Source organism: Pseudomonas putida (assembly GCA_041879295.1).
Taxonomy (GTDB): domain Bacteria; phylum Pseudomonadota; class Gammaproteobacteria; order Pseudomonadales; family Pseudomonadaceae; genus Aquipseudomonas; species Aquipseudomonas putida_Y.
In genome coordinates, this window is sequence record CP047152.1 from 3,498,050 (window position 1) to 3,522,829 (window position 24,780).

Consider the following 24,780-nt stretch of genomic DNA (forward strand, 5'->3'; position numbering starts at 1 on the left):
GCCGATCATGCGCAACCCTGAAGACGCCTTGCTCGACAGTTGGCACCATAACGCCCAAGCCTGGATCGACGCCGTACGCAACGGCGCCATCGAGAGCCGTCGCCAGGTCACTGACCAGGCCATCCTGCTGGCCATCCTTGGCCGCCAGCCCGAACGGGTGCTCGACCTGGGTTGCGGTGAGGGCTGGCTGCTGCGCGCGCTGGCCGACCGGGGTATCGAGGCCGTGGGCGTCGACGGCGACAGAACGCTGGTAGATGCAGCGCGAGCCGCGGGCGCGGGTGAGGTGCACCTGGCCAGCTATGCGCAGTTGGCTGAGGCGAAGGTGCATGTTGGCAAAAACTATGACCTGATCTGCGCCAACTTCGCACTGTTGCACCAGGACATCATTGAACTGTTGTCGGCAATGCGTGCTTTGCTGGTGCCAGGCGGTGCGCTGGTGATCCAGACCCTGCACCCGTGGAGCGTGGCCGACGGGGATTATCAGGATGGCTGGCGAGAGGAGTCTTTTGCCGGGTTCGTCGGGGATTGGCAACCGATGCCTTGGTATTTCCGCACCTTGGCCAGCTGGCTGATTGCGCTGGACATGGCGGGGTTGCGACTGGTCAGTCTGCAGGAACCGCAGCATCCGCAGAGCGCGGTGCCGCAGTCATTGTTGATGGTGGCTGAGCGTCACTGAATCGGGCCGTAATAATCCTGTGGAAGCAGGGTTCACCCCACTCCCACAAGACAGGCCAGTGCAGGCGACTACAGCACCGGCTTGCGCGCCGCTCCGCTACGGGCCTTGGCCATGGCTGCCAGGCGCACCGCAACGTTGGCAGCGCCGTAACCGGCGTACCCTGCCTTGCGCTGGATGATCTCGAAGAAGAAACGCTCCTCGAACGGCTCGGTATAGACGTGGAACAGCTCGCCACCTTGAGCGTCGCGGTCATACAGCACGTTGTAGTACGCCAGTTCGCTGAGGAACTCGTCGTCGAAATCGAAACGCGCCGCCAGGTCGTCGTAGTAATTCAGCGGGATTTCCAGCAGTGGCACCCCTGCCAGCTTGGCCCGCGCCACTTCGCGGAAGATGTCGTCACAATCGAAGGCGATGTGATGCACGCCCGAACCACGGTAGCTTGAAAGCGCATGGGCGATGGCGGTGTTGCGGTTTTCCGAGATATTCAGCGGCAGGCGCAAGGTGCCGCACTGGCTGCGCAGCGCGCGGCTCTTGACCAAGCCGTACGGGTCGGGGAGCACCACTTCGTCGTCGGCGGCGAAGTCGAACAAACTCTTGTAGAACAGCACCCAGCTGTCCAGCGACTCGGCCGGCAGGGCCAGGGCCATGTGGTCGATGCGGCGCAGGCCGCCGGTCGCGGCTGCGTTCTTGTCCAGGCTGAAGTCGGTGTCGTACAGGGAGTGGCCGGCAGTGCCCTGCTCTACCAGGTACAGCAGGCTGCCATCGGGCGCACGCACGGCCGGCACTTCACATTCGTTGGGGCCGACCAGGCCGCGGAACGGCTGGCCACGGAACGCAGTGGCACGCTTCAGGGCCGCTTGCTGGTCCTTGACCCGCAGCGCAGTGGCGCACAGCGACGGGCCATGGGCCTCGAAGAAGTTGTGGCCGAAGGAATACGGTTCAGCGTTCAGCACAATGTTGATATCACCCTGACGCAGCAGTTGCACTTCTTTGCTGCGGTGCTTGCCGGCTTCGGCAAAGCCCAGGCGCTTCAACCAGTTGCCCAGGCGCGCGCCGACGGCTTCGTCGACCGCGAACTCCAGGAACTCCACGCCGTCGTAAGCGCTGGCCGGCGGAGGGGTGAACAGTACGCCAGGTTCGATCGGCGTGTTTTCCTGCTCCAGGCGCAAGCGAGTCTGCTCTTCGAGGTACAGCAGCGAACGCAAGCCGTCGGCGGCATTCTGCCGGGTTGGTGCGGCGCGGAAGCCGTCATTGAAGATTTCCAGCGACAGCGGGCCACGGTAGCCCGTGGCGAGGATCGGCGCCAGGAAACCCGCCATGTCCATTTCGCCCTGCCCCGGGAAGCAGCGAAAGTGGCGGCTCCACTCCAGCACATCCATGGCCAGGATCGGCGCATCGGCCATTTGCACGAAGAAGATCTTGTCGCCGGGGATGTCGCGGATCGCGCTTGGGTCACCTTTGAGCGACAAGGTGTGGAAGCTGTCGAGGATCACCCCGAGTGCCGGGTGGTCGGCCTGGCGCACCAGGTTCCACACTTGCTGGTATGTGTTGACGTGGCGGCCCCAGGCCAGCGCTTCGTAACCAATGCGCAGGCCGCGCTTGCCGGCATGTTCGCCCAGCAGGCGCAGGTCGTCGACCAACAGTTGCTCGTCACCCAGGGCATCGGCCTGGACGTTGCTGCACACCAGCACCAGGTCAGTACCCAGCTCCTGCATCAGGTCGAACTTGCGTTCGGCGCGGTCGAGGTTTCTCTGCAGGCGGTCGCGGCGGCAGCCTTCAAAGTCGCGGAACGGCTGGAACAAGGTGATGGCAATACCCAGGTCGGCGCACATCTGGCGCACCTGGCGCGGGCTGCCAGCGTAATAGAGCAGATCGTTTTCGAAGATCTCGACGCCGTCAAAACCGGCGGCGGCGATGGCTTCGAGCTTTTCCGGCAGAGTGCCGCTCAAGGACACGGTAGCGATCGAACGCTGCATGGCGGGAGTTCCTTGTTGTTGGAGGAATACGGTGCCATTCGGGCAAATAACCCCTGTCACAGTTTATGGCACGATCGATTATTCGCAGGTAAAGTCGACGCTTCAATATCTTTGTACGGAATGGTTAGTTTTGCGTTCGATTATCGCACAAAACCCGTTTTAGCGAATTGCTAGACCGCGGGCCCGTGGTCAACATGGACCACAGACGCAGGCACACCGACCGTTGCCTCCTGCCTTGGCATAACCTCTGGCGGAACCTGCGCAAACAACAATAACAACGGAGACAACGATGGCTCACTCCAGCTCGCAAGCAAAGAAAGCGACCGCCAGTGGATGGATAGGCTCGGCACTCGAGTACTACGACTTCTTCATCTACGCCCAGGCCGCTGCGCTGATTTTCCCGCAGATTTTCTTCCCCAACACCGACCCGAAAATGGCCATCATTGCCTCGTTGGCCACCTATGGCGTGGGCTACCTGGCACGTCCGGTCGGCGCCTTCGTACTGGGCCACTGGGGTGACACCCGCGGTCGCAAGAACGTACTGCTGCTGTGCATGTTCCTGATGGGCCTGTCGACCATGGCTGTCGGCCTGCTACCCACCTACCACGACATCGGCTACCTCGCACCGGCCTTGCTAGTTGTGCTGCGCCTGATCCAGGGCTTTGCCGTGGCCGGGGAAATTTCGGGTGCCAGTTCCATGATCATGGAGCATGCGCCGTTTGGCCGAAGGGGCTACTACGCCAGTTTCACCCTGCAAGGTGTGCAAGCGGGCCAGGTACTGGCGGCGGCGGTATTCCTGCCACTGGCTTACTTCATGCCCAGCGAAGCCTTTACCGAATGGGGCTGGCGCATTCCGTTCCTGATGAGCGCCATCGTGCTGATTGCCGGCTTCATCATCCGTAAGGAAGTGCACGAAACCCCGGCGTTCGTTCAAGAAGAGAAACAGGACAAGGTTGTCAAATCGCCCATCAGCGAAGCCTTCCGCCACAGCTGGAAGCACATGGTGCTGGTGATGTTCATGGCCCTGATGAACGTGATCCCGGTCGTGGCCACCATCTTCGGTGCGGCCTACGCGGTACAGCCGGCGTATGGCATCGGCTTCGACAAGAGCGTCTACCTGTGGATTCCGGTGGTCGGTAACATCGTCGCGGTGCTGGTGATCCCGTTCGTGGGCAACCTGTCGGACAAGATCGGCCGCCGCCCGACCATGATCGCTGGCTGCCTGGGCTCAGGCCTGCTGGCCTTCGTCTACCTGTATGCGATCAGCATCCAGAACGTGCCAATGGCGTTCGCCGCCTCGATCGTCATGTGGGGCATGGTTTACCAGGGTTACAACGCGGTGTTCCCAAGCTTCTACCCAGAGCTGTTCCACACCCGCTACCGCGTTACCGCCATGGCCATCGCGCAGAACATCGGCACCATGCTGACCGCCATGCTGCCCGCGCTGTTCGCAATGGTTGCCCCACCTGGCTCGGACAACATTCCGCTGGTAGTCGGTGGGCTGGCCTTCTTCATCACCGGCGTGTGCGCCCTGGCGGCCTACATTGCCCCCGAAACCCACCGCCTGGCGATGGAAGACCTGGGCAACCCAGAGGCCAAGCCGATGGAAAAGGCAGCCTATGAAGCCAGCCGTAAAGATAGCTTTCAGGCAGTAAGTCACTGATAGATTGCAGGGGCTGCTTTGCAGCCCCTTCGCGGTCAAGCCCGCTCACACACGTACCGTACAGGCTTCAGCCTTTGATCACGTCCTGCAGACGTGCCCACAGCCGCTGCACATCCCCCCGCTCGGTCGGCAGCGCACCAATCGACACCCGCACCATCCACCGCCCGTCCAGTGTAGCCGGCGTCACATAAGCATCGCCGGATGCATTCAGCCGCTCGGCCCAGCCCTTGGTATGCGCATCCAGCGCCTCCCCTTCAAGCCCCGCCGGTCGATGGCGAATGCACAAGGTTTGCAGCTGTACTGGCGCCAACACTTCCCACTCCGCCGCCGCCTCGACCTGCCCCGCCAGCCACTGGGCATTGTCCAGGTCACGCCGCAGCCGTGCCTGCAATGCGTCGACACCCTCGCTGCGCAACATGAACCACAGCTTCAAGGCGCGGAACCGACGACCCAGCGGAATGCCCCAGTCGCGCAGGTTCTTCACCTCGCCATCCACCGCCGACTGCAGGTAGCTGGGATTGGTGCTCATCACCCGGATCAGGTGCTGCGGATCGCGCACGTAATAGATCGAGCAATCGAAGGCCACACCCAGCCATTTGTGCGCGTTGACCACCACCGAATCGGCCAGCTCGATGCCGTCCCACATCCAGCGGCACTCGGGCAGGATCATCGCCGAACCGGCCATGGCCGAGTCAACGTGCAACCACAGCCCATTGGCCCGGGCAATTTCGCCCACCGGGCGCAGCGGGTCGAGGGCAGTGGTCGTCGTAGTGCCGGTGGTGGCAACCACGGCGCAGGGCTGGTTGCCGGCGGCCAGGTCCTGTTCGATCGCCGCCTGGAGTGCCTCTGGGCGCAGGGCGTAGCGTTCGTCGGTGGGGATCAGGCGGATATTGTCGCGCCCAAAACCTGCCAGCAGTGCAGCCTTGTCCACCGAGCTGTGGGCATGAGCGCTGACATATACGATCAAAGGCTTGGCTTCGGCCTGCAGGCCGCCGCGTACCAAGGCGTAGTCGGTGGCACGTTCACGGGCGCTGATCAGCGCCACCAGGGTGCTGGTCGAGGCGGTGTCCTGGATCACGCCACTCCATTGGCCAGACAGGCCGAGCAGCTGGCGCAGCCAGTCGAGGGTGGTTTCTTCCAGTTCGCTGAGGGCCGGGCTGGATTGCCACGACAGGCCCAGCACGCCCAGACCGGTACTGAGGAAGTCACCCAGCACCGAGGACAGGGTGCCGTTGGAGGGGAAGTAGCCGTAGAAGTCCGGGTGCTGCCAATGGGACAGGCCAGGCATGACCAGGTTGTTGACGTCGTCGAGAATGGCCGCGAAAGGTTCGCCTTGTTGAGGGGCAGTTGCGGGCAAGGCGGCCTTGAGATAGCCAGGTTCGACCTGGGCCATGACCGGGCGTTCGCCCACGGTCTGGCGGTAGTCGGCGATCAGATCGATCAGCTGGTGGCCGTACTGGCGGAATTGTTCGGGGGTCACACTCGCTCTCCTGTGGGTTACGTATCGCCCCCAGTCTAGGCACCTATCCCCAGCCGAATAACCCCGCTTCCCGCATAGCTGCTATGGCGAACCCGCATGCCCGCCCTGCACACCAAACTGCGACTGGCGCCACAACTCGAATACCCGGTTACGCAACCAGCGGTGCTCGGCCGAGGCCTGCAGGCGCTGGTGCCACACAACCCAGTACCGCTGGCTGTGGTCGATAAAGCCCAGTGGCCGCCAGGCCAGATCATGCAAACGGCTCAACTGCCGGGCGATGTGCTCGGGGACCGTGGCCACGGCCTGGCTGCTGGCAATCACGTTGACCGTGGCGGAGAAAAACGGCACTTCCAGGCTGACCCGCCGCTGCAGGCCCTGCGCGCGCAGATGGCGGTCGATGAAGCTGTCCTTGTCCCCGCCGCCGGAGATACGTACGTGCTTGTGCGCCAGGTAGTCGGCCTGGCTGAGCGCGCCATGTGCAGTCAGCGGGTGATCGCGGCGCATCAGGCACACTGCGCGGTCCTCCCCCAGCAGGCGCCCGTGCAGGTTGGGCGGCGACTCGTCGAACAATGTGGTCGCCAGGTCGATTTCGCCACTGGCCAGCAAGGCATACTGGCCGGCTTGCCAGGTGCGATACTCCAGCGAAACGCAGGGCGCTTCGTGCTCCAGCGCAGCGACCAGCAACGGCAGCATGTGCTCGGCCACATAGTCCGAGGCAGCCAGGCAGAAGCGCCGCTCGCAGCGGGCCGGGTCGAATACGGCAGGTTGGCGCAGCGCCTGCAGTTCTTCGAGCACTTGGCGCAAAGGCTCGACCAGGGCTTCGGCGTGCTCGCTAAGCACGTAACCACGCCCTTGGCGCACCAGCAATGGATCATCGAAGGCTTCGCGCAGGTGGGCCAACTGGCGGCTAAGGGCCGATTGGCTGACGCCTAGGCGCTCGGCCGCGTGGCTGAGGTTTTTAAGCTGCAACAGGTGGTCGAGGGTACGCAGGTGGGCGAGGCTGAGGGAGGCGAAGGTGGGGTTCATGCAGGCTCCCTGCGGTGGAATTCAAGGGCCCTCTCGCGGGCAAGCCCGCTCTCACAGGGTTCTCACATCGTAAAGCATCGTGAAAAACCTGCGGGAGCGGGCTTGCCCGCGAACAGGCCGCAACGCGGCCCGGACGATTACTCGGTCAGGCCAACATAGACGTTCTGCACGTCATCGTGCTCGTCGATCGCTTCGAGGAACGCTTCAACCTCAGCCAGTGCTTCTGCACTCAGGCTCGCCGCGCTTACCGGGTTTTTAGGGGTGTAGCCGATTTTCGCCGCGGTCACGGTGAAACCATGCTCTGGCAGGGCCTTCTGCACCGCGTCCAGGTCGGTGGTGTCGGTGATGAACAGGGTCGAGCCCTCTTCTTCACCTTCCTCGAAGTCCTGGGCACCGGCTTCGATCGCGGCCATTTCCGGATCAGCGTCAGCGCTCGCAGGCGTGGCTTCGATCAGGCCTACATGGTTGAAGTCCCACGCTACCGAACCGCTGGCACCCAGCTGGCCCTTGCGGAACAGCACGCGGATCTGCGCGACGGTGCGGTTGATGTTGTCGGTCAGGCACTCGACGATCAGCGGTACCTGGTGCGGTGCGAAACCTTCATAGCTCACCGCATGGTATTGCACGGCATCACCGTCCAGGCCTGCGCCCTTGCGGATTGCCCGATCCAGGGTCTCGCGGGTCATCGAAGCCTTCTTGGCTTGCACGATGGCCAGGCGCAGGCGCGGGTTCATGTCGGGATCGGCACCCGACTTGGCCGCGATCTGGATTTCCTTGGACAGCTTGCCCATGATCTTGCCTTTGGCATTGGCCGCTGTTTCTTTATGTTTGGCTTTCCACTGTGCGCCCATGTCGACTCTCTTGTTTCAGCGGCCGGTTCAGGAAGCGACCGGCCAAAAGTGGGTGCATTTTATACGCCCTCGAGCATGGGATCGACAAGAAATCTCATCAGCCTTTATCGGCCTTGCCCGCCGCCGCGGCAAACCGCGCCAACCGCACGTCCAGCCTTCGCGGGCGCACACCACGATCTTCGGCCTGCTCCTTGCGGCGGATGGCATTGCGCACCATCAGCGAACCCAGGTAGCGGATCGGCTCGGGCGGGAACAGCCCCAGCGGCCCCTTGACCAGCGGCGACCGGGTCCACGGGTTGTCCAGCCCCAGCGCCAGCGACGAAAGAATCTGCCCGCCCATGTGGCACGGGCCAACGCCGCTGCCGGAGTAACCGAAGCCGTAGAACACGTTGCCCTGCCCGTCCAACCGGCCAAAGAATGGCAAGCCGGTCACCGAGCGATCCGACGGCCCGTTCCAGCTGGCCGCCAGTGGCACCTCGGCCAAGGCCGGGAAAAAGCCGCCAAGGCTTTCGCCCAGCAACCGCCGATACGGCGACGGCTGGTCGAACACCGGCAACATGCGCCCGCCATAGGCAAACGTGTTGCCGCCCTTGCCGAGCATCAGCCGGCCATCGGAGGTGTTGTGGTAGTAGTGCACGAAAATACGCGAGTCGAGCACGCTGATCCCGCTGTCCAGGCCGATCTGGCGCAGCAGCTCGGGGCACGGTTCGGTAATGACCATGTCGCTGGAAACGATCGCCACACTGCGCTCGAACTGCGGGAAGACGCGCGCCATCCAGGCATTGAGGCCCAGCACTACACGGTCGGCGCGCAGCGTGCCGTGGGCCGTGCGGACCTGCACCGGGGCACCGTGCTCCAGGCCGGTCATGGCGGTGCCTTCGTAGAGGCGCACGCCGCGCTGCAAGGCCACCCGGCGCAGGCCGCGCACCAGTTTGCCCGGCTGCACGGTGGCGGCGGCCGGCGAGAACCAGCCTTCCAGGTGCCGTGCCGAACCGGCCAGGCGCTGCACCTGCTCCAGCGGCAAGCGGCGGAACGAGTTGATGCCCTTGCGCTCCAGCGCGGCGATCACCGCGTCGGTGGCACCCACCTGGGCTGCATTGGTGGCCGTGTACAGCGTGCCGTCCAAGCGGAAGTCGCAGTCGATGCCATTGGCCGCGCAGAACACACCGATGTCTGTGATGCTGCGCTCCGACTCGCGCACCAGCCGTACCGCCTCCTCCTCCCCGAACAGGCGTTCGAGGGTGAAGTACTTGGCCGACCAGGACAACGCACAGCCCCCATTGCGGCCGCTGGCACCAGCACCGCAGATGTCGGCCTCGATCAGCACCACATCCAGGGCCGGTACCGCCTCCTTGAGCATCAGCGCTGTCCACAGACCGGTGTAGCCACCGCCCACAATGCACACATCGCAACGGGTATCGCCTTGCAGCGGCGGGCATACCGCCTCCTGCGCCGAATCCAGGGCCTGTTGCAGCCAGAAGGGTCTCATTCGCTCGCTTTCCTTTAAGTACGCAGTGGCTTGATTGCCATGCTGGTGTTCGGTGCCACGTCGGTGCCTTGCGCGCTGCTGGCCGGGCGGCTGTTCCAGTGCGGCAGCAACACCAGCGCCGAGAACAGCGCGCAGCCCGCGAACACGATGAACACCGTGACGCCGTCGAAATAACCCGGCAGCAGCCCGCCCAGCACCGCGCCCACCGACCCACAGCCGTTGACGAAACCTGCTGCGGTAGCGCCGGCCTTGGCGGTGCCGAAGTCGATGGCCGCAGCGCCGCTGATCATCGAGTCCGGCCCGTACAGGGTCAGGCCCATGACGAACAGCAAGGCCACCACCAGCAGCACGCTGCCGGTGTGCATGGCCGCCATGAACAACGCCAGTGTCACGGTCAGCAGCACCAGGCTGATCACGCAGGCCGGCATGCGGCGGGCGCCAAACAGTTTGTCCGAGGCCAGGCCGATCATGATCGGGCCAAGCAGCCCGGCCAGTTCGAAAGCGGTCGGGATGATTGCCGCGCCCACCTTGCCCACCGAGGGCATCTGCTCGAAGACGATCACAGGGCCCCACAGCAAGATGGCGTAGCGCGCCGGCTTCAGCAGGAAGTACGCCAGGCCCAGGGTCAACACCGTGCGGTTGCGCAGGATTTCCCGCAGTGGCGCCCACACGCTGCACAGGTTGTCGGCCGGGGCCATGCTTTGCGGCTCGGGCTCAACCGCCGGCAAGCCGACGTCCTCAGGTTTGTTGCGCTGCAGGAAGAAGAACAGCACCGCCACCAGCGCCACCACGACCGCGCTGGAGAAAAACGCCGCATGCCAGGTGCCCACCAGGGTGTAGGCCCACCAGCCCGCGAACGGCGAGGCTACCAGGCCGCCGAAGGCATAGCAGGAACTCCACAGGCCCAGCACCCGCCCACGCTGCGAAGCCGGGAAGAAGCTGCCGATGTTCTTGCACAAGCCGGCCCAGCCAGTGGATTGCGCCAGCCCCTGTACCAGCATGCAGGTGGCGAAGATCGGGAAGGTTGCGTAACTGCCCATCACCACTGCCGCCGCCGCAGAGATCAGCAACCCGCCCAGTACGACCACGCGAGGGCCGAAGCGGTCGGCAAGCATGCCCCAGGTGAACTGGCCCACGGCATAGGCGGCCAGGTAGATGGCGTCCAGGTTGGCCATGGCGGCCTTGTCGAGCATGAAACCTGGGTCTTCGGCGATGCCCAGCTTGGCCACCGAGAAGGCTTTGCGGGTGAAGTAGAAGGCGGCGTAAGCCAGCCAGGTGATGGCGAAAATCTGGATGCGCCAGCGTTTGAACGCGGCTAGGGAATGGTTCATGTAAGTCTGACCTCTTGCTCAAGTGTGCCGGCAGAATGTGAAGAAACGCCTGTCTTGTTCTTGTGTTACGCACAGCGATGACGAGGCTGTCATCGGGTCAGGTGGCGCCGTGTGAGCGCCATGGCCCTGGCGGCATTCGTGGTGCCAGCGTCGGGCTGAAATCCATGGAAACAGTTGCTGTAAGATAAATAAAATCGATTTATCGTATTACACACATAAGCTCAGCTTGTTACTGAGGTCGTCATGTCGGTTTCCCACGCTCAACTCAAGGCTTTCCACGCGGTGGCCGTGCACGGTAGCTTTACCCGCGCCGCAGAAAAGTTGTTTCTTACCCAGCCTGCGGTGTCCGACCAGGTGCGCAAACTGGAGGAGCGCTTCGGCGTATTGCTGTTCCACCGCAACAAACGCTCGGTGCAGCTCACCGACCTTGGCGAGCGGCTGCTGGGCATCAGCCAGCGCCTGTTCGCCTGCGAGGCCGAAGCCCAGGAGCTGCTGCACGACTCGCGTGCACTGCAGACCGGCAGCCTGGTGCTGGCAGTGGATGCGCCGGTGCACGTGCTGCCGCAGATCGCCCGCTTCTGCCAGCGCTATCCGGGGATCCAGGTGAAGATCGAAACCGGCAACACCGACGAATCATTGGCGCGGCTGTTCAGCTATCAGGCTGACCTGGCCCTGCTGGGCCGGGATGTCGATGACGAGCGCCTGCATTGCCTGCCGCTGCGTCGTGACCCGATGGTGGCGTTCGTTTCCCACCACCACCCATGGGCCAGCCGCGGCTCGATCAGCCTGGCCGACCTGGACGACACGCCACTGGTGCTGCGCGAGCCCGGCTCGGTGACGCGGCAGACGCTGGAAGAAGAGATGCAACGTGCCGGCCTGCGGATGCGCGCAGCGATCCAGGTGGAGGGGCGGGAAGCGGCGCGTGAAGCAGTGGTGGTAGGGATTGGTGTGGGCGTGGTGTCTGCGGCGGAGTTTGGTGCCGATGCGCGGGTATGTGCGTTACCGATAGTGGATTGCCAGCGCCATTTGACCGAGACCCTGGTGTGCCTGAGCGAGCAGCGAACCCGCCGGGTGGTGGCGACTTTCCTGCAGATGGTCGAGGAAAGGGTGTAGGCCTGTGCTGGCCTTTTCACGGGCTCGCCCGCTCCCACAGGTCCTGCGCAGCATCCACAATCCGCGGTGAAGCTGTGGGACCGGGCGAGCCCGCGAAGGGGCCAGTTCAGGCAACCCAACTATGCTGGGATAACCTCGATCCGTGGGCACCCACCCATGCTCTACCGCCTTGCCGCCGACACCTTGGTGCTGCTGCACCTGGCCTTCATTCTGCTGGTGCTGTTCGGCGGCCTGCTGGTGCTGCGCTGGCGCCCTGCCCTGTTGCTGCACTTGCCGGCCCTGGCCTGGGGCCTGGCGGTGGAGTGCCTGCATCTGGGCTGCCCGCTCACCACCTGGGAAAACCGCATGCGCAATGCCGCCGGTGACGCAGGTTACCGGGGCGGTTTCGTCGAGCACTACATCTGGCCACTGATCTACCCCGCCGGCCTCACCCCGCAGACCCAGCTGCTGCTGGGCACCCTCGTGCTGGCGCTGAACCTCGGCATCTACAGCTACGTGGCCTGGCGCTGGCGCCGTCCTAGCGGGTAGCGATCACGAACAACCGCGGGAAGGGCAACAGGACCTTGCCATCAGAGGCCGGCGGGTAATCGCGCTGCATGGCCTGCAGGTACATCTGCAGGAAGTCAGCCTGCTCCTGCTCATCAAGCCTGGCCAGATAAGGCCGCAACGCCGAGCCCTTGAACCATTCCACTACCGCTTCGGCGCCGCCCATCAACGGGTGATGATAGGTGGTGCGCCAAACGTCCACCCGTGCGCACAGCGGGCTGAGCAAGTCGTAGTAGAACGCCGCGTTGTGCCGTGGCGGCAACTGCAAGTCGGCGAACTTCGCCGCCCAGGGGCCTTGGCTTGCGATCTCGCGCAACTGCCGGTGGGCCGGTTCGTCGAGGTTGTCCGGGGTCTGCACGGCCAGGCTGGCGCCCTCGCTGAGCTGGCGCACCAGGTGCGGATACAGCAAGGCGTGGTCAGGCACCCATTGCAGCGAGGCATTGGCCAGGATCAAGTCCTGCGGCTCGGGGGCAGTCCAGCCGGCAATGTCGGCAATGACCGTGCGCACACGCGGGATGCACAGCCGCTTGCGCTCACGGGCCTTGTCGATCATGTCCGGGTCGCTGTCCAGTGCCGTCACCTGGGCATCGGGGTAACGTTGCAGCAGCACCTCGGTCGAGTTGCCGGGGCCGCACCCCAAGTCAGTGGCGTGGCGCACCGGCCGTGGCGGGATGGCGGCAATCAGGTCGCGTACGGCGCGCGTGCGTTCGTCTTCGAACAGGGAATACTGGGTGGCGGACCAGGCCATGTGCGGCTCCTTTGGGCGGGCAATGTGCCTAGCATATGCCATCTGTCGCCCGGCGGGACGGTTGCGCAGGGATAACACCGGAACTGATCACCTATGCTTGAAGTCAGTCCTTCCATGCGCACGCCCATGAAGACCTACATCGCCCTCGCCATCCTGGCCCTGATCGCCGCGGCCGCCCTGCTCGGTTCACCGTGGATGAACCAGCGTTTCCACATGCCCGCAGAAAAAGCCCAGGCCCAACAACGCGAAACGGCCGGGTCCCCAAGGGAGCCGGCCGTTTCCAGACGCGAGTGACGCTTAGTGCTGCTTGCTACCAGAGCGGATCTGGTGCACCACACCCATTGCCACCACGACCGCCGCAGCGATACCGGTGGAAATGACCAGGATCTGATAGTCAGGCATGAAGGCCATGGTGACCAGGGCAGCCACGATGAACGCGATCACCAGGTAGGTCAGCCACGGGAACAGCCACATCTTCAGGCGTACTTCCTTACCTTGGGCAATCAGCTTGCGGCGCATGCGCAGTTGCGAGAAGGCGATGACCAGGTACACCAGCAGGGCGATCATGCCGGTGGTGTTCATCAGGGTGTCCAGCACGTCTTTCGGGCGCAGGGTCTCGCTGAAGTTGATCAACGCACATACCACGGCCACGGCGCACGAACCCATGATCGCGTACACCGGTACACCGGTACCGGCGCGGGTGATCTTGAAGAACGACGGCGCGTCGCCACGCTGGGCCAGGGAGAACAGCATGCGCGATGCGGTGTAGTGGCCAGAGATCAGGCAGCTGCTCACCGAAGTCAGCACCACGAAGTTCATCAGCAGCTCGGCATACGGCACGCCCAGCAGTTCCAGGGTACGGCGGTAAGCGCCATAGCCAGAAACCCCCAGGTGCGGGTCGTTCCACGGTACCAGGCAGACGATCAGGAAGATCGAACCGACGTAGAACAGGCACACACGCCAGACCACCGAGTTGGTTGCCTTGACGATCTGCGCAGCCGGGTCTTTGGCTTCGGAAGCGGCGATGGTGACGATTTCGGCGCCGAGGAAGGCGAACATCACCCCGAGCAAGGCACCGATCACCGTGGTGATGCCATTGGGCATGAAGCCTTCGGCAGTGAGGTGGCTGATGCCACGCACTTCACCGAACTGCCAGATGTTCATCACGGCAGCGGTACACACGATCAGGAAGCAGACGATCGCAATCACCTTGATCAAGGCGAACCAGAACTCGAACTCACCGTAGTGCTTGACGTTGAAGAAGTTGACGGTGATCAGCAACAGGGTCGTGGCCAGCACGAACACGTTGACGCTAACGTCGGGGAAGAAGCCATGCAGGATCTTGCCCGCCACATAGGCTTCCCAGGCCATGAGGATGACCCAATACCACCAGTACAGCCAGCCGATGGTAAAACCGGCCCAACGGCCAATGGCGCGGTCGGCGTAGGTTGAGAACGAGCCGGTGTCAGGCGAGGAAGTCGCCATTTCACCCAGCATGCGCATGATCAGCACCACCAGGATGCCGCCTGCCAGGTAGGCCAGGACAGCGGCTGGGCCGGCACTGTGGATCACGCTGCCGGATCCGACGAACAAGGCGCCGCCAATAACCCCGGCGATCGACATCATCGTCAGGTGGCGCGACTTCAGCGAGGCACTGAGCTTGCTCTCGTGCCCGCTTTTCGCGGTGGTGGTTGTGGATGTTGCGTCCATCAGTTGTGTACCCCGTGCTTCTTTTTATCCAAGGAAAACTGTGAAACCCCGATGGCTGGCGATTTCACCTGTACATCAGTGCTAATGCGGGCAGGATGGTGTGAACGAACACACGCAGGCCTTCCATGGCGGCCTGCTGACGCGCCCCAGGGCGACTGCCTGAGGCGAACTGAACATGCTTTATGTGGCGATATCCGACACCTAATGTAAAAATGTACGACGCAGAGAGCCATGCACAGTGGCATGAATCTCGCACTGCACTGTATAGGTCGCCCATGCAGTACACCCTGCAAACGCCAGGCGATACGCACCCTGAAGGCCCCGAATGTTCGAATTACATCCAGACTCCTCAACCCCGCTGGTCAACCAGATCATCGACGGGCTGCGCGATCTGATCGACAACCAAACCCTCAAGCCAGGCGCCAAGGTCCCGTCGATCCGCGCCTTTGCCGCAAGCTATTCGGTGAGTACCTTCACCGTGGTCGAAGCCTACGACCGCCTTGTCGCCCAAGGGCTGCTGGTGAGCCGTGGCAATGCGGGGTTCTTCGTCAACCGTGCGGCGGGCGACCTGTTGGAGCAGCACAACGCCGAGGCCGACACCAGTCGACCAATGTTCAACTCCGAGTGGTACCTGCAGCAGATCTTCGAAATCCGCCAGTTGCCTTACAAGCCGGGGTGCGGTTGGCTGCCCAACGACTGGATGTACGAAGACGGCCTGCGCCGCGGCCTGCGCCAAGTGGCCGGCAGCCCGCTGGAGTTGTCGGGGTACGGCGACCCCATGGGCCTGATGGAGCTGCGTGCGCTGACCGCCCAGAACCTGCAGCAAGAGCTGTCGATCGTCGCCAACCCGGCACAGCTGATGCTCACCCACGGCGCCAGCCAGGCCCTGGACCTGGCCGCACGCACACTGGTGCGCCCAGGCGATGTGGTGCTGGTGGACGACCCCGGCTACCCGAACCTCATGAGCATCCTGCGCACCCAAGGCGCAACCCTGGTAGGCGTGCCACGTACACCGGCCGGCTACGACCTGAACCAGCTGGAGCAATTGCTCACCCACCACCGCCCGACGGCGTTCTTCACCCAGCCGCACCTGCACAGCCCGACGTGCTCGCGCACCCCGCTACCGCAGTTGCACCGCCTGCTGCAGCTTGCCAGCCAGCATGGCTTCCGCCTGGTGGAGAACAACCTGTACGCCGACATGGTCGCCGAGCCGCAGCCATGCCTGGCCAGCCTCGACCATCTGCAGCAGGTGGTGTACGTGGGCAGCTATTCCAAGAGCATTTCGCCCAACGTGCGGGTCGGCTACATGCTGGCCAACCCCGAGTTGATGCAAAAACTGCTGCACCTGAAGATGCGCTCAGGCCTGACCACCTCGCAGGTGATGGAGCGCGTGGTGTATGCGGCGATCATCGACGGGCGCTGGCGCAAGCACCTCAAGCGCCTGCGCCAGCGCCTGGCCGAGGCGCATCAGGAAGTTGGCCGGCACCTGCACCGATTGGGCTTCGAACTGTTCACCGAGTCGGATGAAGGCATGTACATCTGGACCCGCCACCCGGCGATTCCCGATAGCGCCGCGTTGCTGGATGATGCGCTGGAGAAAGGCATCATGCTTGGGCCTGGGCAGTTGTTCATGGTCGACGCCAAGGCGACCGGGTGGATGCGCTTCAATGTGGCGTTCAGTACGGACCCGGCGATGTGGGAGTTGTTGGAGAAGGTGTTGGTGAAGCATGTGCGGCGGGGCGGGATGTAAGGCCGCTCCACATCAGTTTTGGGCCACACCTTCCTGTGAGGGCCCGCTGTCCGCCTAGTTTGTTCCCTTGATATCGAAGGTTCCCCGCTGCACCTCATCATTTCCAGCCATGCCCCCGGGGGAGGCTCGCGGGGCGCAATGGCAAGGTGAAATAACACCTGGCTTTTTTACCAATAGCGCATGACGCTTGATTCAGATGACCCCATAACTAACCGGACAACAAAGGAACGGGGGCCTCGCAAAGCATGCGAAGCACTGGTAGTCGAACGTGGGGGTTCAATCGCCGCGGGGGTGAGCAAGAAGATCCACTATCTGGTCATTGGCAGTATTGGCAACGAGCAGTGGCTGCACAGCAGTTACGGCACGAAGATCAAGAAAGCAGTGGAAATCAGGGAAGCGGGTGCGAACATTGCGATTGTGAGCGAGGCGCATTGGCAGCGTGCGGCGTTTGGTTGATGACCATGATGGCGTTCACCGCTTCTGAGCAGATCGATAGACCTCGCTACGCTCGCGCTTGCCAACCGATACCACCCACTACAACGATACGCTCGTCTTCGACGCGATAGGCGAGGCCTTTGTGGGACATCGCCCAACCCCTTGGACTGCGCAGTCGCGCAGAAAACTCAGCGCGCAAGCGGTCCGCGTACCATGTGGGAGCGAGCCCTTGTGGGATTGGTAGTTGTGGCAAGACAGTGACACGCCTCAAGCCAAGAGCGCGTCCGGGAACTTGGATCCCATTCCTGGAAAAGGTATGCTGGGCAATAGCTAAACGCCACTACCCAGGCAGGCTTGGTGCCTGTCTTCAAGGACGAACCCTTTGCCCAGCCACCCGACCCGCCATACCATCGCCCGCCAGTGGCAACTGCTCAAGTTACTGCCCGGCCGCCACCCGGGTATGAGCTCCACCCAGTTGCAGGCTGCCCTAACAGCCGTGGGCCATACCACCAGCAAACGCACCGTCGAGCGCGACCTGGTCGAGCTCGCCGCACTGTTCCCGCTACAGTGCAACAGTAAAGGCATGCCTTATGGCTGGTACTGGCAACCGGGCTTGAGCCTGGGCGAAGCGCAGCAGCTGCAACCCGACACACTTGCGCCCCCGACACACGTTGTACTGTATGCCTGGGTCGATGACGCGCTGGCCCGCCGGCTGGAACAGTCACCACTATCCCTCGACATGCAACTGACGCCGCAGGCTAGCGGCGGTGCCGCGCTGGTGGCCACCGTCGTCGACAACCGTGCGCTGATGGGCTGGCTGCTGTCCCAGGCGGGTTCGATCCGCATCCAGGCCCCGCAGGCGCTGCGCGCGGCCATGATTGAACAATTGCGCCAGAGCCTGGCGCTGCATGATGGAGAGAGCTGTAAGCAATAACGCCAACGGCGTCAGTAGGTTCCGGGATACGCTACGGCATCGCCAAAACGCGACGCCGGAATGGCTCAGGTCGCTTTACCGCGGGTCACGACGTGCCAGGCAAGCATAGGCCAGGCCCAGTACGCTGGCCGCCAGTATGCCAAGCAGTATCATCAGCTCACGGCTGTAACGGGCCACCATGGCCGGAAAACCGATGACCTCGCGGTACACCTGCACTTTGGCCTCACCATCGGCATGGCTGATACTGACCCCGCCATGGCGGATCTGTGAGTAGTCGGCATCGAAATACACCCACACCTTGCATGTGCCACCTGGCTCGATGGCCGGTATATCAACCTGGGCGGTGGGGGTTTCCAGCAGCGTGTCGTTGCCGGCAGCATTTCGCACCTGCACCAGGCCCTTGGCTGGCAGGCGGATTTTCACCTGCCGGACCTGCGCATCACCACTGTTGTGCAGTTCGACCAGCAGGCCGGTACGGTGGTCGACCAGCCCGGCCTCGAAAGGCTTGGCGAACAGCTGAGCATAAGGTGCCTGCGCCATTTCGATGAGCCGCTCGACCTGATCATGGCCCAGCTGGCCTTGAACGATACCGTTGATTTGCCCCTGCAACTGCTCGTACTTCAGCTGTTCGCTGGCTTTGCTGATCCGCTCGCTGAACTGGCCGGGGTAAGTGAGGTAGGCATAGGTGAGGGACGCCTCAAGACGCGGATTGCCCCTGAGCAACGCGTAGGCGGCCAACAGGACCATCAGGCCGATCAGCACGGCGACGAGAAGCTTTCCCACCTTGTCCCAGCTCAATGCATGCTTCCTTCTGTCGTGTTACAGACGATTAAAACCGCCCAAGGGTGCCAAGTTCGCGCCCCCCAGGCAAGCCTGGCTAGGCTTCGCCCTCGCCTTCGCGTGCCTGACGTATCTGCAGCAGCTGGCCGTCGATCAGTGACTTGGCCATCCCGGCCAGATAGTACGTGGCCTTCATCATCACCTGGCGGTCGCCAGGCCTGTCGATGGCCTTGCGAGTGATTTCGGTGATGCAGCCCATGATGCCCGAAGCTTCCATCAGTGCGGTGCGTATTGGCAGCTGCGGTTTCATTTGCACCAGTTCGGCATCGCTGTTGCCAAAGCGGCTCGCTGCACGCACGACAGTGGGTTTGCTGCTGTTTTTCGGCGTTTCGCTGTCCATGTCCATTCCTCAAGGTTAGGCGCGTGCAGAGGCTAGGCCGCTGTCTACCCCATTACAATGACAAAGGCCTGGAAACGGTCACTTTAGGAAATGGACTACAAGAACCCTGCAAAGGGAGCGCCGAGCCACCGCTCAGCCCCTTGACCCGCCCCCGGCAGTGGCGGACGATCAACCTCCCCCACACAAGGACGAACACCATGCTGCGGATACTGGGAAGAGCCTCTTCCATCAATGTGCGAAAAGTCATGTGGGCCTGTGCCGAATTCGAGATCGCATTCGAACGCGAAGACTGGGGCTCTGGCTTCAAGGCCACTGACAGCGCCGAGTTCCTCGGGTTGAACCCCAACGCCATGATCCCGGTGATCCAGGACGGCGACTTCACTTTGTGGGAATCCAACAGCATCATCCGCTACCTGGCCAACCGCTACGGCGCCACCGCGTTCTATCCCGGCGAGGCCCAGGCGCGGGCCAGGATCGATCAGTGGATCGACTGGCAGGCCTCGGACCTGAACCGCTCATGGAGCTACGCGTTCATGTCGCTGGTCAGGCACTCACCCGCTCACCAGGACCCGCAAGCACTGGCTGCCGGTTGTGCCGAGTGGTCACGCTACATGCGCATCCTCGACCGCCAACTGGCGAGCACCGGCGCCTATGTGGCCGGCAGCCAGTTCACCCTGGCCGACATCCCTATCGGCCTGTCGGTCAACCGCTGGTTCGAAACGCCGTTCGAGCACCCGCACCTGCCTGCTGTGCGCGATTATTACGAGCGACTCAGCGAGCGCCCTGCCTATCACTTGCATGGCCGAAACGGTACTCCGTAGTACCGCCAGGAAGTGTGTCGAGGGGCGCAAAGCGCCCCAAGGTTCCGGCCTGTTACAGCGCAACCTGCCGCGCAGCTACCCCCCCTCGCCCTCGCCAGGCAAACAGCAGCACCAACACCAGCCCCAGCGCCGCCATCGCAGCCCCCGCCAGGGAGATCGCCGGGTAGCCCAGCCCCGCGTTGATCACCGCGCCGCCCAGTGCCGCACCGATTGCATTGCCCAGATTGAACGCGCCGATGTTGACTGCCGAGGCCAGGTTGGCCGCCTCCATTACCCGCATTTGCAGCGGCGGCACCAGGGCAAAACTGGCCGCCCCCCCAAACCAGGATCGCCAGGGCGGTCGGCAATGGCCAGTCCAGTACCAGCGGGAACACCAGCAGCACGGCAATCAGCCCAGCCAGTGACAGGATCAGGGTGCGATCGATGGAGCGGTCCGCCGCCTTGCCGCCCCACACGTTGCCCAAGGTCAGGCCGACACCGAACAGCACCAGCATCACCCTCGGCGGTCAGCCGCATTCTCGCCCGCACCGAACAGCGCCTGGGTACCCGCCTGCTACTGCGCACGACCCGAGCGCTCGCCCTCACCCCCGAGGGAGAGGCCTACCTGCGCGGCGCACGGCGAGTGCTGGCGGACATGCTCGAAGTGGAAGAAGCCATCACTGACCAAGGCGTGCCACGCGGGCGCTTGCGGGTCAGCGCTGCGCTGGGCCATGCCCGGTTGACCGTAGTGCCCCTGCTGGCGGCCTTCAGCGCACGCTACCCGCAAGTGCTGGTTGACCTGACCCTCAGCGACGAGGTGGCCGACATTCTCAGCGGCCAGGCCGACGTGGCGCTGCGCTTCGGTCACCTGCCGGACAGCTCGTTGAGCGCCCGCGCCATCGGCGAGACCGGCCAGGTAGCGGTGGCCTCGCCCGATTACCTGCAACGCCACGGTACCCCGCTTGCGCCTGAAGACCTTGCCAGGCACAACTGCCTGCGCTTCAACTTCCGCCGTGCGATGCCCGACTGGCCGTTTCACCGCGACGGGCATACGTTCTCACTGAAGGTTAAAGGGAATATCGAATGCAGCAGTGGCGAGGCGCTGGCGCAACTGGCCAGGCTGGGCGCCGGCGTGGCGCGTATCGGCACCTTTACCGTGGCCGATGACCTGGCCAACGGGCAGCTGGTGCCGTTGCTGGAGGCTTACAACCCTGGTGATCGGGAACCGATTCATGCGGTGTTCGTCGGCGGCCCGGCGATGCCGGCGCGGGTACGGGTGTTTGTGGACTTTCTGGTGGAGCAGCTATCTGGCGGCCTGTAGAGCCGGCCTCATGTCGCGACAAGGCCGCCCACACGCCCCCTGGTCAGTCTCATCACGCTTGCATGCCGGCCAGGATAAAGCCCATGAACCGCCGCACATCCGCCCGGTGTGCCGCCATGTCCAGCGGCTCGCGGCTGCAAAGGCGCAGCAACTGAAGGTGCCCGTAATCGTTGATCAGGAACGCCGCATACCCCACGTCCAGCCCAGCCGACAGCCTGCCGCTGTCGCACAAGTCCTGTAGCAGGCACTTCAACTCGTTGACCAGCGCGTCATTGACCCGCCTGTAGGCATCCGGCACGCCCTGCTGCTCAGCCCCCAGCAACGGCAGCAACGGCGGCAATATCTCGCGCCAGAGCGGTGCAGGCAGCACCTCGAATGCGTAATCGGTCAAGTGCGCTTCGTAGCAACACAGGGCCTCCAGCGCATCGTCGAATTCCGGCAGGCGCCGCCGGGCTTCGGTCACCGCCCGGTGGTCGGCCTCGCGGAGCTTCTCCAGCAAAATCTCCTGCTTGCTGCCGAAGTAGGCAAACACCGTGGGCACCGACACTGCGGCCAGGCGCGCGATCTGTTCCATGGTGGTGGTCTGGTAACCCTGCGTTTCAAACAGGCCTAGCGCCGTTCGGCTGATGGTTTCACGACGCATCGCCTTCTGCTGCTCGCGCAATCCGCTCACATTCACACCTTTTTTCGATCCGTACACGTCGGCGCCCAGCATAACGCAAAGCTGTGTCGTAAAAATATTTTATTGACTAAAGGTTTTAATCAACTCAAAACTAATGTTCTATTCTGACCCCGGGAGTTGCCATGTCCACCGCCGCAGACCTCATCATCCACAATGCCCGCATTTACACGGTCGACCCGCACAGGCCCTGGGCCGAGGCGGTGGCCATTTGCGGCGAACGCATCGTTTGCGTGGGCGACCGCGGCAGCGTCATGGCATACGCCGGCCCTGCCACACGGCTGCTGGATGCCGGCGGCAAACTGGTGCTGCCGGGCTTCGTCGAGTCTCACTGGCACTTTTCCTCTACCGCCTTTGCCTTTCAGGCGCTGGTCAACCATACAGACCCACAACAGGTGCTGGCCCTGCTCAAGGCCTACGTCGAGGCCAACCCCTCTGAAAAAGCCATTACCGGCATGGGCTGGATCCAGCCGTTGATGCCTGGGCACATGTTGCGCCGCGAAGTACTGGATGCCATCTGTCCGGACAAGCCCGTGTGCCTGCTGTCCACCGACTATCACACCATGTGGGTCAACAGCTTCGCCCTGAACGCTGCCGGCATCGACCGCAACACCCCGGCGGTAGAAGAAGGCGCCAGCTGGTTCGAAAAGGACCCGATCACCGGCGAGCCAACGGGCCTGATCATTGACTGCGCAGCCTATTCGCTACTGATGCAACGCCTGAGCGAAGCCGGCTACCTGCCGACAGGCATCGACCTGTACCTGCGCTCGATCCCCTTCTGGCAGGAGAAACTGGTGGCGGCCGGAATTACCACAGTATTCGATGCCGGTTTCCTCGACCCCGCCGGCGACCAGTCGCTGCTGTATGAAACCTTGCAGCAACTGGAGCGTGAGGAGCGCCTTAAACTGCGGGTAGTCGGCAGCTACATCAACATGGGCACCGAGGACGACCCGGTCACTCGGCTGCAGGCCCTGCGCGAACGCTACGACTCGCCGCTGGTCAAGGCGCAGACCCTCAAGCTGATGCTGGACGGGACCGAGCTGAACCACACCGCATTCCTGCTCGAGCCCTATTGCGACAAGCCACACAGCTGCGGTTCGACGACCATGCCCGAGGAAGTGTTCGAGGGCCATGTACGCAAGGCCGACGCCCTCGGTATCGACGTGATGGTGCATGCAGTGGGCGATGCCGCCGTGCGCATGGCGCTGGACGTGTTTGAGCGCACGTTCTCCAGCAACCCGCCCCGCGACCGTCGCCACGTCATCACTCACGCCTTCCTCACCCACCCCGACGACATCCCGCGCTTTCGCCGTATCGGCGTCATGGCCAACACCCAGTTGCAGTGGGGCGTGGTCGACGCCTACGCCGAGGCCATCCAGCAGGCCTATGGCTACCCGCGCTGGGCGTCGATGTACAAATTCCGCAGCTTCATCGACCAGGGTGTGACCGTGTCCATCGGCATGGACGGCCTGGTGTGCCAATGCCGATGCCAGCACAAGCCGGTGGAACACATCGAATCGGGCCACACCCGCCAGCTCAGTGGCGAACCCGATGCCCCTGTGATGCCCGATGCCGACGAGCGCCTGAGCATCCCGCAACTGATCGCCGCCTATACCCTCAACGGTGCCTACCAACTGGGCCTGGAACGGGAAATCGGTTCGATCACCGTTGGCAAGCGTGCCGACATCATCGTGCTGGAGCAGGACCTGTTCGAACTGGACCGCTACCAGATCGGCAATACCGAAGTAGCGCTGACCGTGATGAACGGCCGCATCACCCACGACGCAGGTACCCTGCCCCGCGCCTGACCCCGGACCCGACCATGCACAACAATAACAACACCTTGCTTCTGCGTGCCGCGTTGATCTACATCGCCGCCACGGCGCTGATCATCATTGGCGTACAACCCATCTTCATCGGCCTGCTGGCCGAGCGGTTGCATCTGGACCTGAGCCAACAGGGCTGGGTACTTTCCAGTGAAATGAGCGGAACCCTGCTCGGTTGCCTGCTGCTGTCGATACCCAGGCGTCACCCGAGTGGCCGTGGGCTGTACCTGGCGGCAGCCTTTGCAGCGCTGATGTTGAACGTCCTCAGCGCTACGCTGGACACTTTGACGACGTTGATTCTGTGCCGTTTTGCCTGTGGTATCGCTGCAGGTCTGCTGTATGCCGGGTCGATCAGCGGGCTCGGCCGGCTGCCGGGCCAGGATCGCTCGTACGGCCTGTCGCTGCTGATTCAAACCGCTGTCTTTGCCCTGTACGCGACGTGCCTGCCACAACTGGCAGAGCAGTTCGGTCACCGCACGGCGATTGCATCACTGGGTTTCTGGTTCGTGCTGATCGCTATGGCTGCGTTGTTCATTCCGGTACGGCTGCAGCATGCAACACCCGTGCGCCTGGCGCAGCCAGGCGGTGGCTCGGCGATTATCGGGCACTACGCCCTGCTGGGGATGCTGTGCCTGCAGCTGGCCATCTATTCGTTGTGGGGGTTTGTCGAACAGTTGGCGCGCGAACGCGGCATAGACGCGGTGGATGTGGGCTGGGCGTTCGGGCTGGGAATACTGGGTGGCTTGCCTGGCGGTGCCCTGCCCAGCCTGCTGGGTGCACGGGTGAGCCGTGGCCCTATGATCGGCCTGGGCTCGCTGGTAGTGCTGGTGTCAATCACCCTGCTGGCGCGCTATACGCATGATGCCGATCAGCTGTGCATGGCACTGTTTCTGATGAACTTCGGCTGGGTGCTGGCGCTAACCTACTACATGGGGGCAATTGCCACCAATGACCCACGCGGCACGTTAACGCCCTGGGTCAGTGCGCTGCAACTGGGGGCCGCGGCGGCAGCGCCGGCGTTAGTGGCCTTGCAGCAACAGAGTGCCGGGCGGGAAATGATCTTTGCCAGTGCAGGGACGGCGGTGGTGTTGGGGTGTGCGCTGAAGTGCGTGGCCGGCGTGGTTCATCGGCGGGCAGTTCGTGAAGCTGGTTGATGGGGCGCATGAGCCGGTGATGGTGTGCAACGACTGCAGCCTGATCTGACACCGATACCGCCAGTTAGGTTATCTTCGACGCTTCACTGTAC

At 63.3% G+C, this 24,780-nt stretch carries 21 protein-coding genes and 3 pseudogenes; 12 read left to right on the plus strand and 12 right to left on the minus strand.

Annotated features, from left to right (window positions below):
• Positions 1-7 precede the first annotated feature (7 nt).
• On the plus strand, positions 8-676 hold the full coding sequence (locus GST84_16015) for a methyltransferase domain-containing protein (protein ID XGB13757.1): 669 nt from the start codon (positions 8-10) through the stop codon (positions 674-676).
• 68 nt (positions 677-744) lie between these two features.
• On the opposite strand, the gene GST84_16020 is transcribed toward GST84_16015, so the two are convergent.
• Positions 745-2,652, minus strand: coding sequence for a TIM barrel protein (locus tag GST84_16020; protein XGB13758.1), 1,908 nt, complete (start codon positions 2,650-2,652; stop codon positions 745-747).
• Positions 2,653-2,941: 289 nt separating this feature from the next.
• Here GST84_16020 and GST84_16025 point away from each other — a divergent pair, with 289 nt between their 5' ends.
• Positions 2,942-4,315, plus strand: a complete 1,374-nt coding sequence (locus GST84_16025) for an MFS transporter (protein ID XGB13759.1) — start codon at positions 2,942-2,944, stop codon at positions 4,313-4,315.
• Positions 4,316-4,382: 67 nt separating this feature from the next.
• On the opposite strand, the gene GST84_16030 is transcribed toward GST84_16025, so the two are convergent.
• From GST84_16030 to GST84_16050, 5 genes are all read right to left on the minus strand, one after another.
• Positions 4,383-5,795 carry an aminotransferase class V-fold PLP-dependent enzyme gene (locus GST84_16030; protein ID XGB13760.1) on the minus strand — a complete coding sequence of 471 codons (1,413 nt, stop codon included), beginning with the start codon at positions 5,793-5,795 and terminating at the stop codon, positions 4,383-4,385.
• Positions 5,796-5,876: 81 nt separating this feature from the next.
• Positions 5,877-6,821, minus strand: coding sequence for a LysR family transcriptional regulator (locus tag GST84_16035; protein ID XGB13761.1), 945 nt, complete (start codon positions 6,819-6,821; stop codon positions 5,877-5,879).
• A 137-nt stretch (positions 6,822-6,958) separates the two neighbouring features.
• Positions 6,959-7,672 (minus strand): YebC/PmpR family DNA-binding transcriptional regulator, encoded by a 714-nt coding sequence (locus GST84_16040; GenBank protein XGB13762.1) that lies wholly within the window; start codon positions 7,670-7,672, stop codon positions 6,959-6,961.
• A 97-nt stretch (positions 7,673-7,769) separates the two neighbouring features.
• Positions 7,770-9,161: an FAD-dependent oxidoreductase gene (locus tag GST84_16045; protein ID XGB13763.1), complete on the minus strand. Its 1,392-nt coding sequence runs from the start codon at positions 9,159-9,161 to the stop codon at positions 7,770-7,772.
• A 14-nt stretch (positions 9,162-9,175) separates the two neighbouring features.
• Positions 9,176-10,492 carry an MFS transporter gene (locus tag GST84_16050; protein XGB13764.1) on the minus strand — a complete coding sequence of 439 codons (1,317 nt, stop codon included), beginning with the start codon at positions 10,490-10,492 and terminating at the stop codon, positions 9,176-9,178.
• Between the two features lie 243 nt (positions 10,493-10,735).
• On the opposite strand from GST84_16050, the gene GST84_16055 reads away from it, so the two are divergent.
• Positions 10,736-11,605 (plus strand): LysR family transcriptional regulator, encoded by an 870-nt coding sequence (locus GST84_16055; GenBank protein ID XGB13765.1) that lies wholly within the window; start codon positions 10,736-10,738, stop codon positions 11,603-11,605.
• Between the two features lie 156 nt (positions 11,606-11,761).
• Positions 11,762-12,133, plus strand: a complete 372-nt coding sequence (locus GST84_16060) for a DUF2784 family protein (protein XGB13766.1) — start codon at positions 11,762-11,764, stop codon at positions 12,131-12,133.
• Here GST84_16060 and GST84_16065 read toward each other — a convergent pair.
• Complete coding sequence (locus tag GST84_16065; GenBank protein ID XGB13767.1) at positions 12,123-12,899, minus strand: trans-aconitate 2-methyltransferase; 777 nt, start codon at positions 12,897-12,899, stop codon at positions 12,123-12,125. The two genes, GST84_16060 and GST84_16065, sit on opposite strands and share 11 nt — an antisense overlap.
• Positions 12,900-13,013: 114 nt before the next feature.
• On the opposite strand from GST84_16065, the gene GST84_16070 reads away from it, so the two are divergent.
• Positions 13,014-13,193 carry a hypothetical protein gene (locus tag GST84_16070; GenBank protein ID XGB15786.1) on the plus strand — a complete coding sequence of 60 codons (180 nt, stop codon included), beginning with the start codon at positions 13,014-13,016 and terminating at the stop codon, positions 13,191-13,193.
• A 3-nt stretch (positions 13,194-13,196) separates the two neighbouring features.
• Here the strand turns inward: GST84_16070 and GST84_16075 are convergent, their stop codons facing one another.
• Positions 13,197-14,609 carry an amino acid permease gene (locus GST84_16075; GenBank protein ID XGB13768.1) on the minus strand — a complete coding sequence of 471 codons (1,413 nt, stop codon included), beginning with the start codon at positions 14,607-14,609 and terminating at the stop codon, positions 13,197-13,199.
• Positions 14,610-14,934: 325 nt separating this feature from the next.
• Here GST84_16075 and GST84_16080 point away from each other — a divergent pair, with 325 nt between their 5' ends.
• From GST84_16080 to GST84_16090, 3 genes and pseudogenes are all read left to right on the plus strand, one after another.
• On the plus strand, positions 14,935-16,359 hold the full coding sequence (locus tag GST84_16080) for an aminotransferase class I/II-fold pyridoxal phosphate-dependent enzyme (protein ID XGB13769.1): 1,425 nt from the start codon (positions 14,935-14,937) through the stop codon (positions 16,357-16,359).
• Positions 16,360-16,590: 231 nt separating this feature from the next.
• Positions 16,591-16,815, plus strand: a pseudogene (locus GST84_16085) (NAD-dependent DNA ligase).
• Positions 16,816-17,176: 361 nt separating this feature from the next.
• Positions 17,177-17,728, plus strand: coding sequence for a WYL domain-containing protein (locus tag GST84_16090; GenBank protein ID XGB13770.1), 552 nt, complete (start codon positions 17,177-17,179; stop codon positions 17,726-17,728).
• Positions 17,729-17,803: 75 nt separating this feature from the next.
• Here the strand turns inward: GST84_16090 and GST84_16095 are convergent, their stop codons facing one another.
• Together GST84_16095 and GST84_16100 are read right to left on the minus strand one after the other, a co-directional pair.
• On the minus strand, positions 17,804-18,526 hold the full coding sequence (locus GST84_16095; protein ID XGB13771.1) for a hypothetical protein: 723 nt from the start codon (positions 18,524-18,526) through the stop codon (positions 17,804-17,806).
• Between the two features lie 79 nt (positions 18,527-18,605).
• Positions 18,606-18,908: a DUF3077 domain-containing protein gene (locus tag GST84_16100; GenBank protein XGB13772.1), complete on the minus strand. Its 303-nt coding sequence runs from the start codon at positions 18,906-18,908 to the stop codon at positions 18,606-18,608.
• Between the two features lie 197 nt (positions 18,909-19,105).
• On the opposite strand from GST84_16100, the gene GST84_16105 reads away from it, so the two are divergent.
• Entirely contained in the window at positions 19,106-19,729 is a 624-nt protein-coding gene (locus GST84_16105; GenBank protein XGB13773.1) for a glutathione S-transferase, read from the plus strand.
• A 52-nt stretch (positions 19,730-19,781) separates the two neighbouring features.
• Here the strand turns inward: GST84_16105 and GST84_16110 are convergent.
• Positions 19,782-20,223, minus strand: a pseudogene (locus GST84_16110) (MFS transporter).
• Between GST84_16110 and GST84_16115 the strand changes: the two are divergent.
• A pseudogene (locus tag GST84_16115) lies at positions 20,223-21,029 on the plus strand (LysR family transcriptional regulator). The pseudogenes GST84_16110 and GST84_16115 overlap by 1 nt on opposite strands.
• Before the next feature lie 52 nt (positions 21,030-21,081).
• Here GST84_16115 and GST84_16120 read toward each other — a convergent pair.
• Complete coding sequence (locus GST84_16120; protein XGB13774.1) at positions 21,082-21,702, minus strand: TetR family transcriptional regulator; 621 nt, start codon at positions 21,700-21,702, stop codon at positions 21,082-21,084.
• 131 nt (positions 21,703-21,833) lie between these two features.
• On the opposite strand from GST84_16120, the gene GST84_16125 reads away from it, so the two are divergent.
• Together GST84_16125 and GST84_16130 are read left to right on the plus strand one after the other, a co-directional pair.
• Positions 21,834-23,516, plus strand: coding sequence for an amidohydrolase family protein (locus tag GST84_16125; GenBank protein ID XGB13775.1), 1,683 nt, complete (start codon positions 21,834-21,836; stop codon positions 23,514-23,516).
• A gap of 14 nt (positions 23,517-23,530) precedes the next feature.
• Positions 23,531-24,688, plus strand: coding sequence for an MFS transporter (locus GST84_16130; protein ID XGB13776.1), 1,158 nt, complete (start codon positions 23,531-23,533; stop codon positions 24,686-24,688).
• Positions 24,689-24,780: the final 92 nt, after the last annotated feature.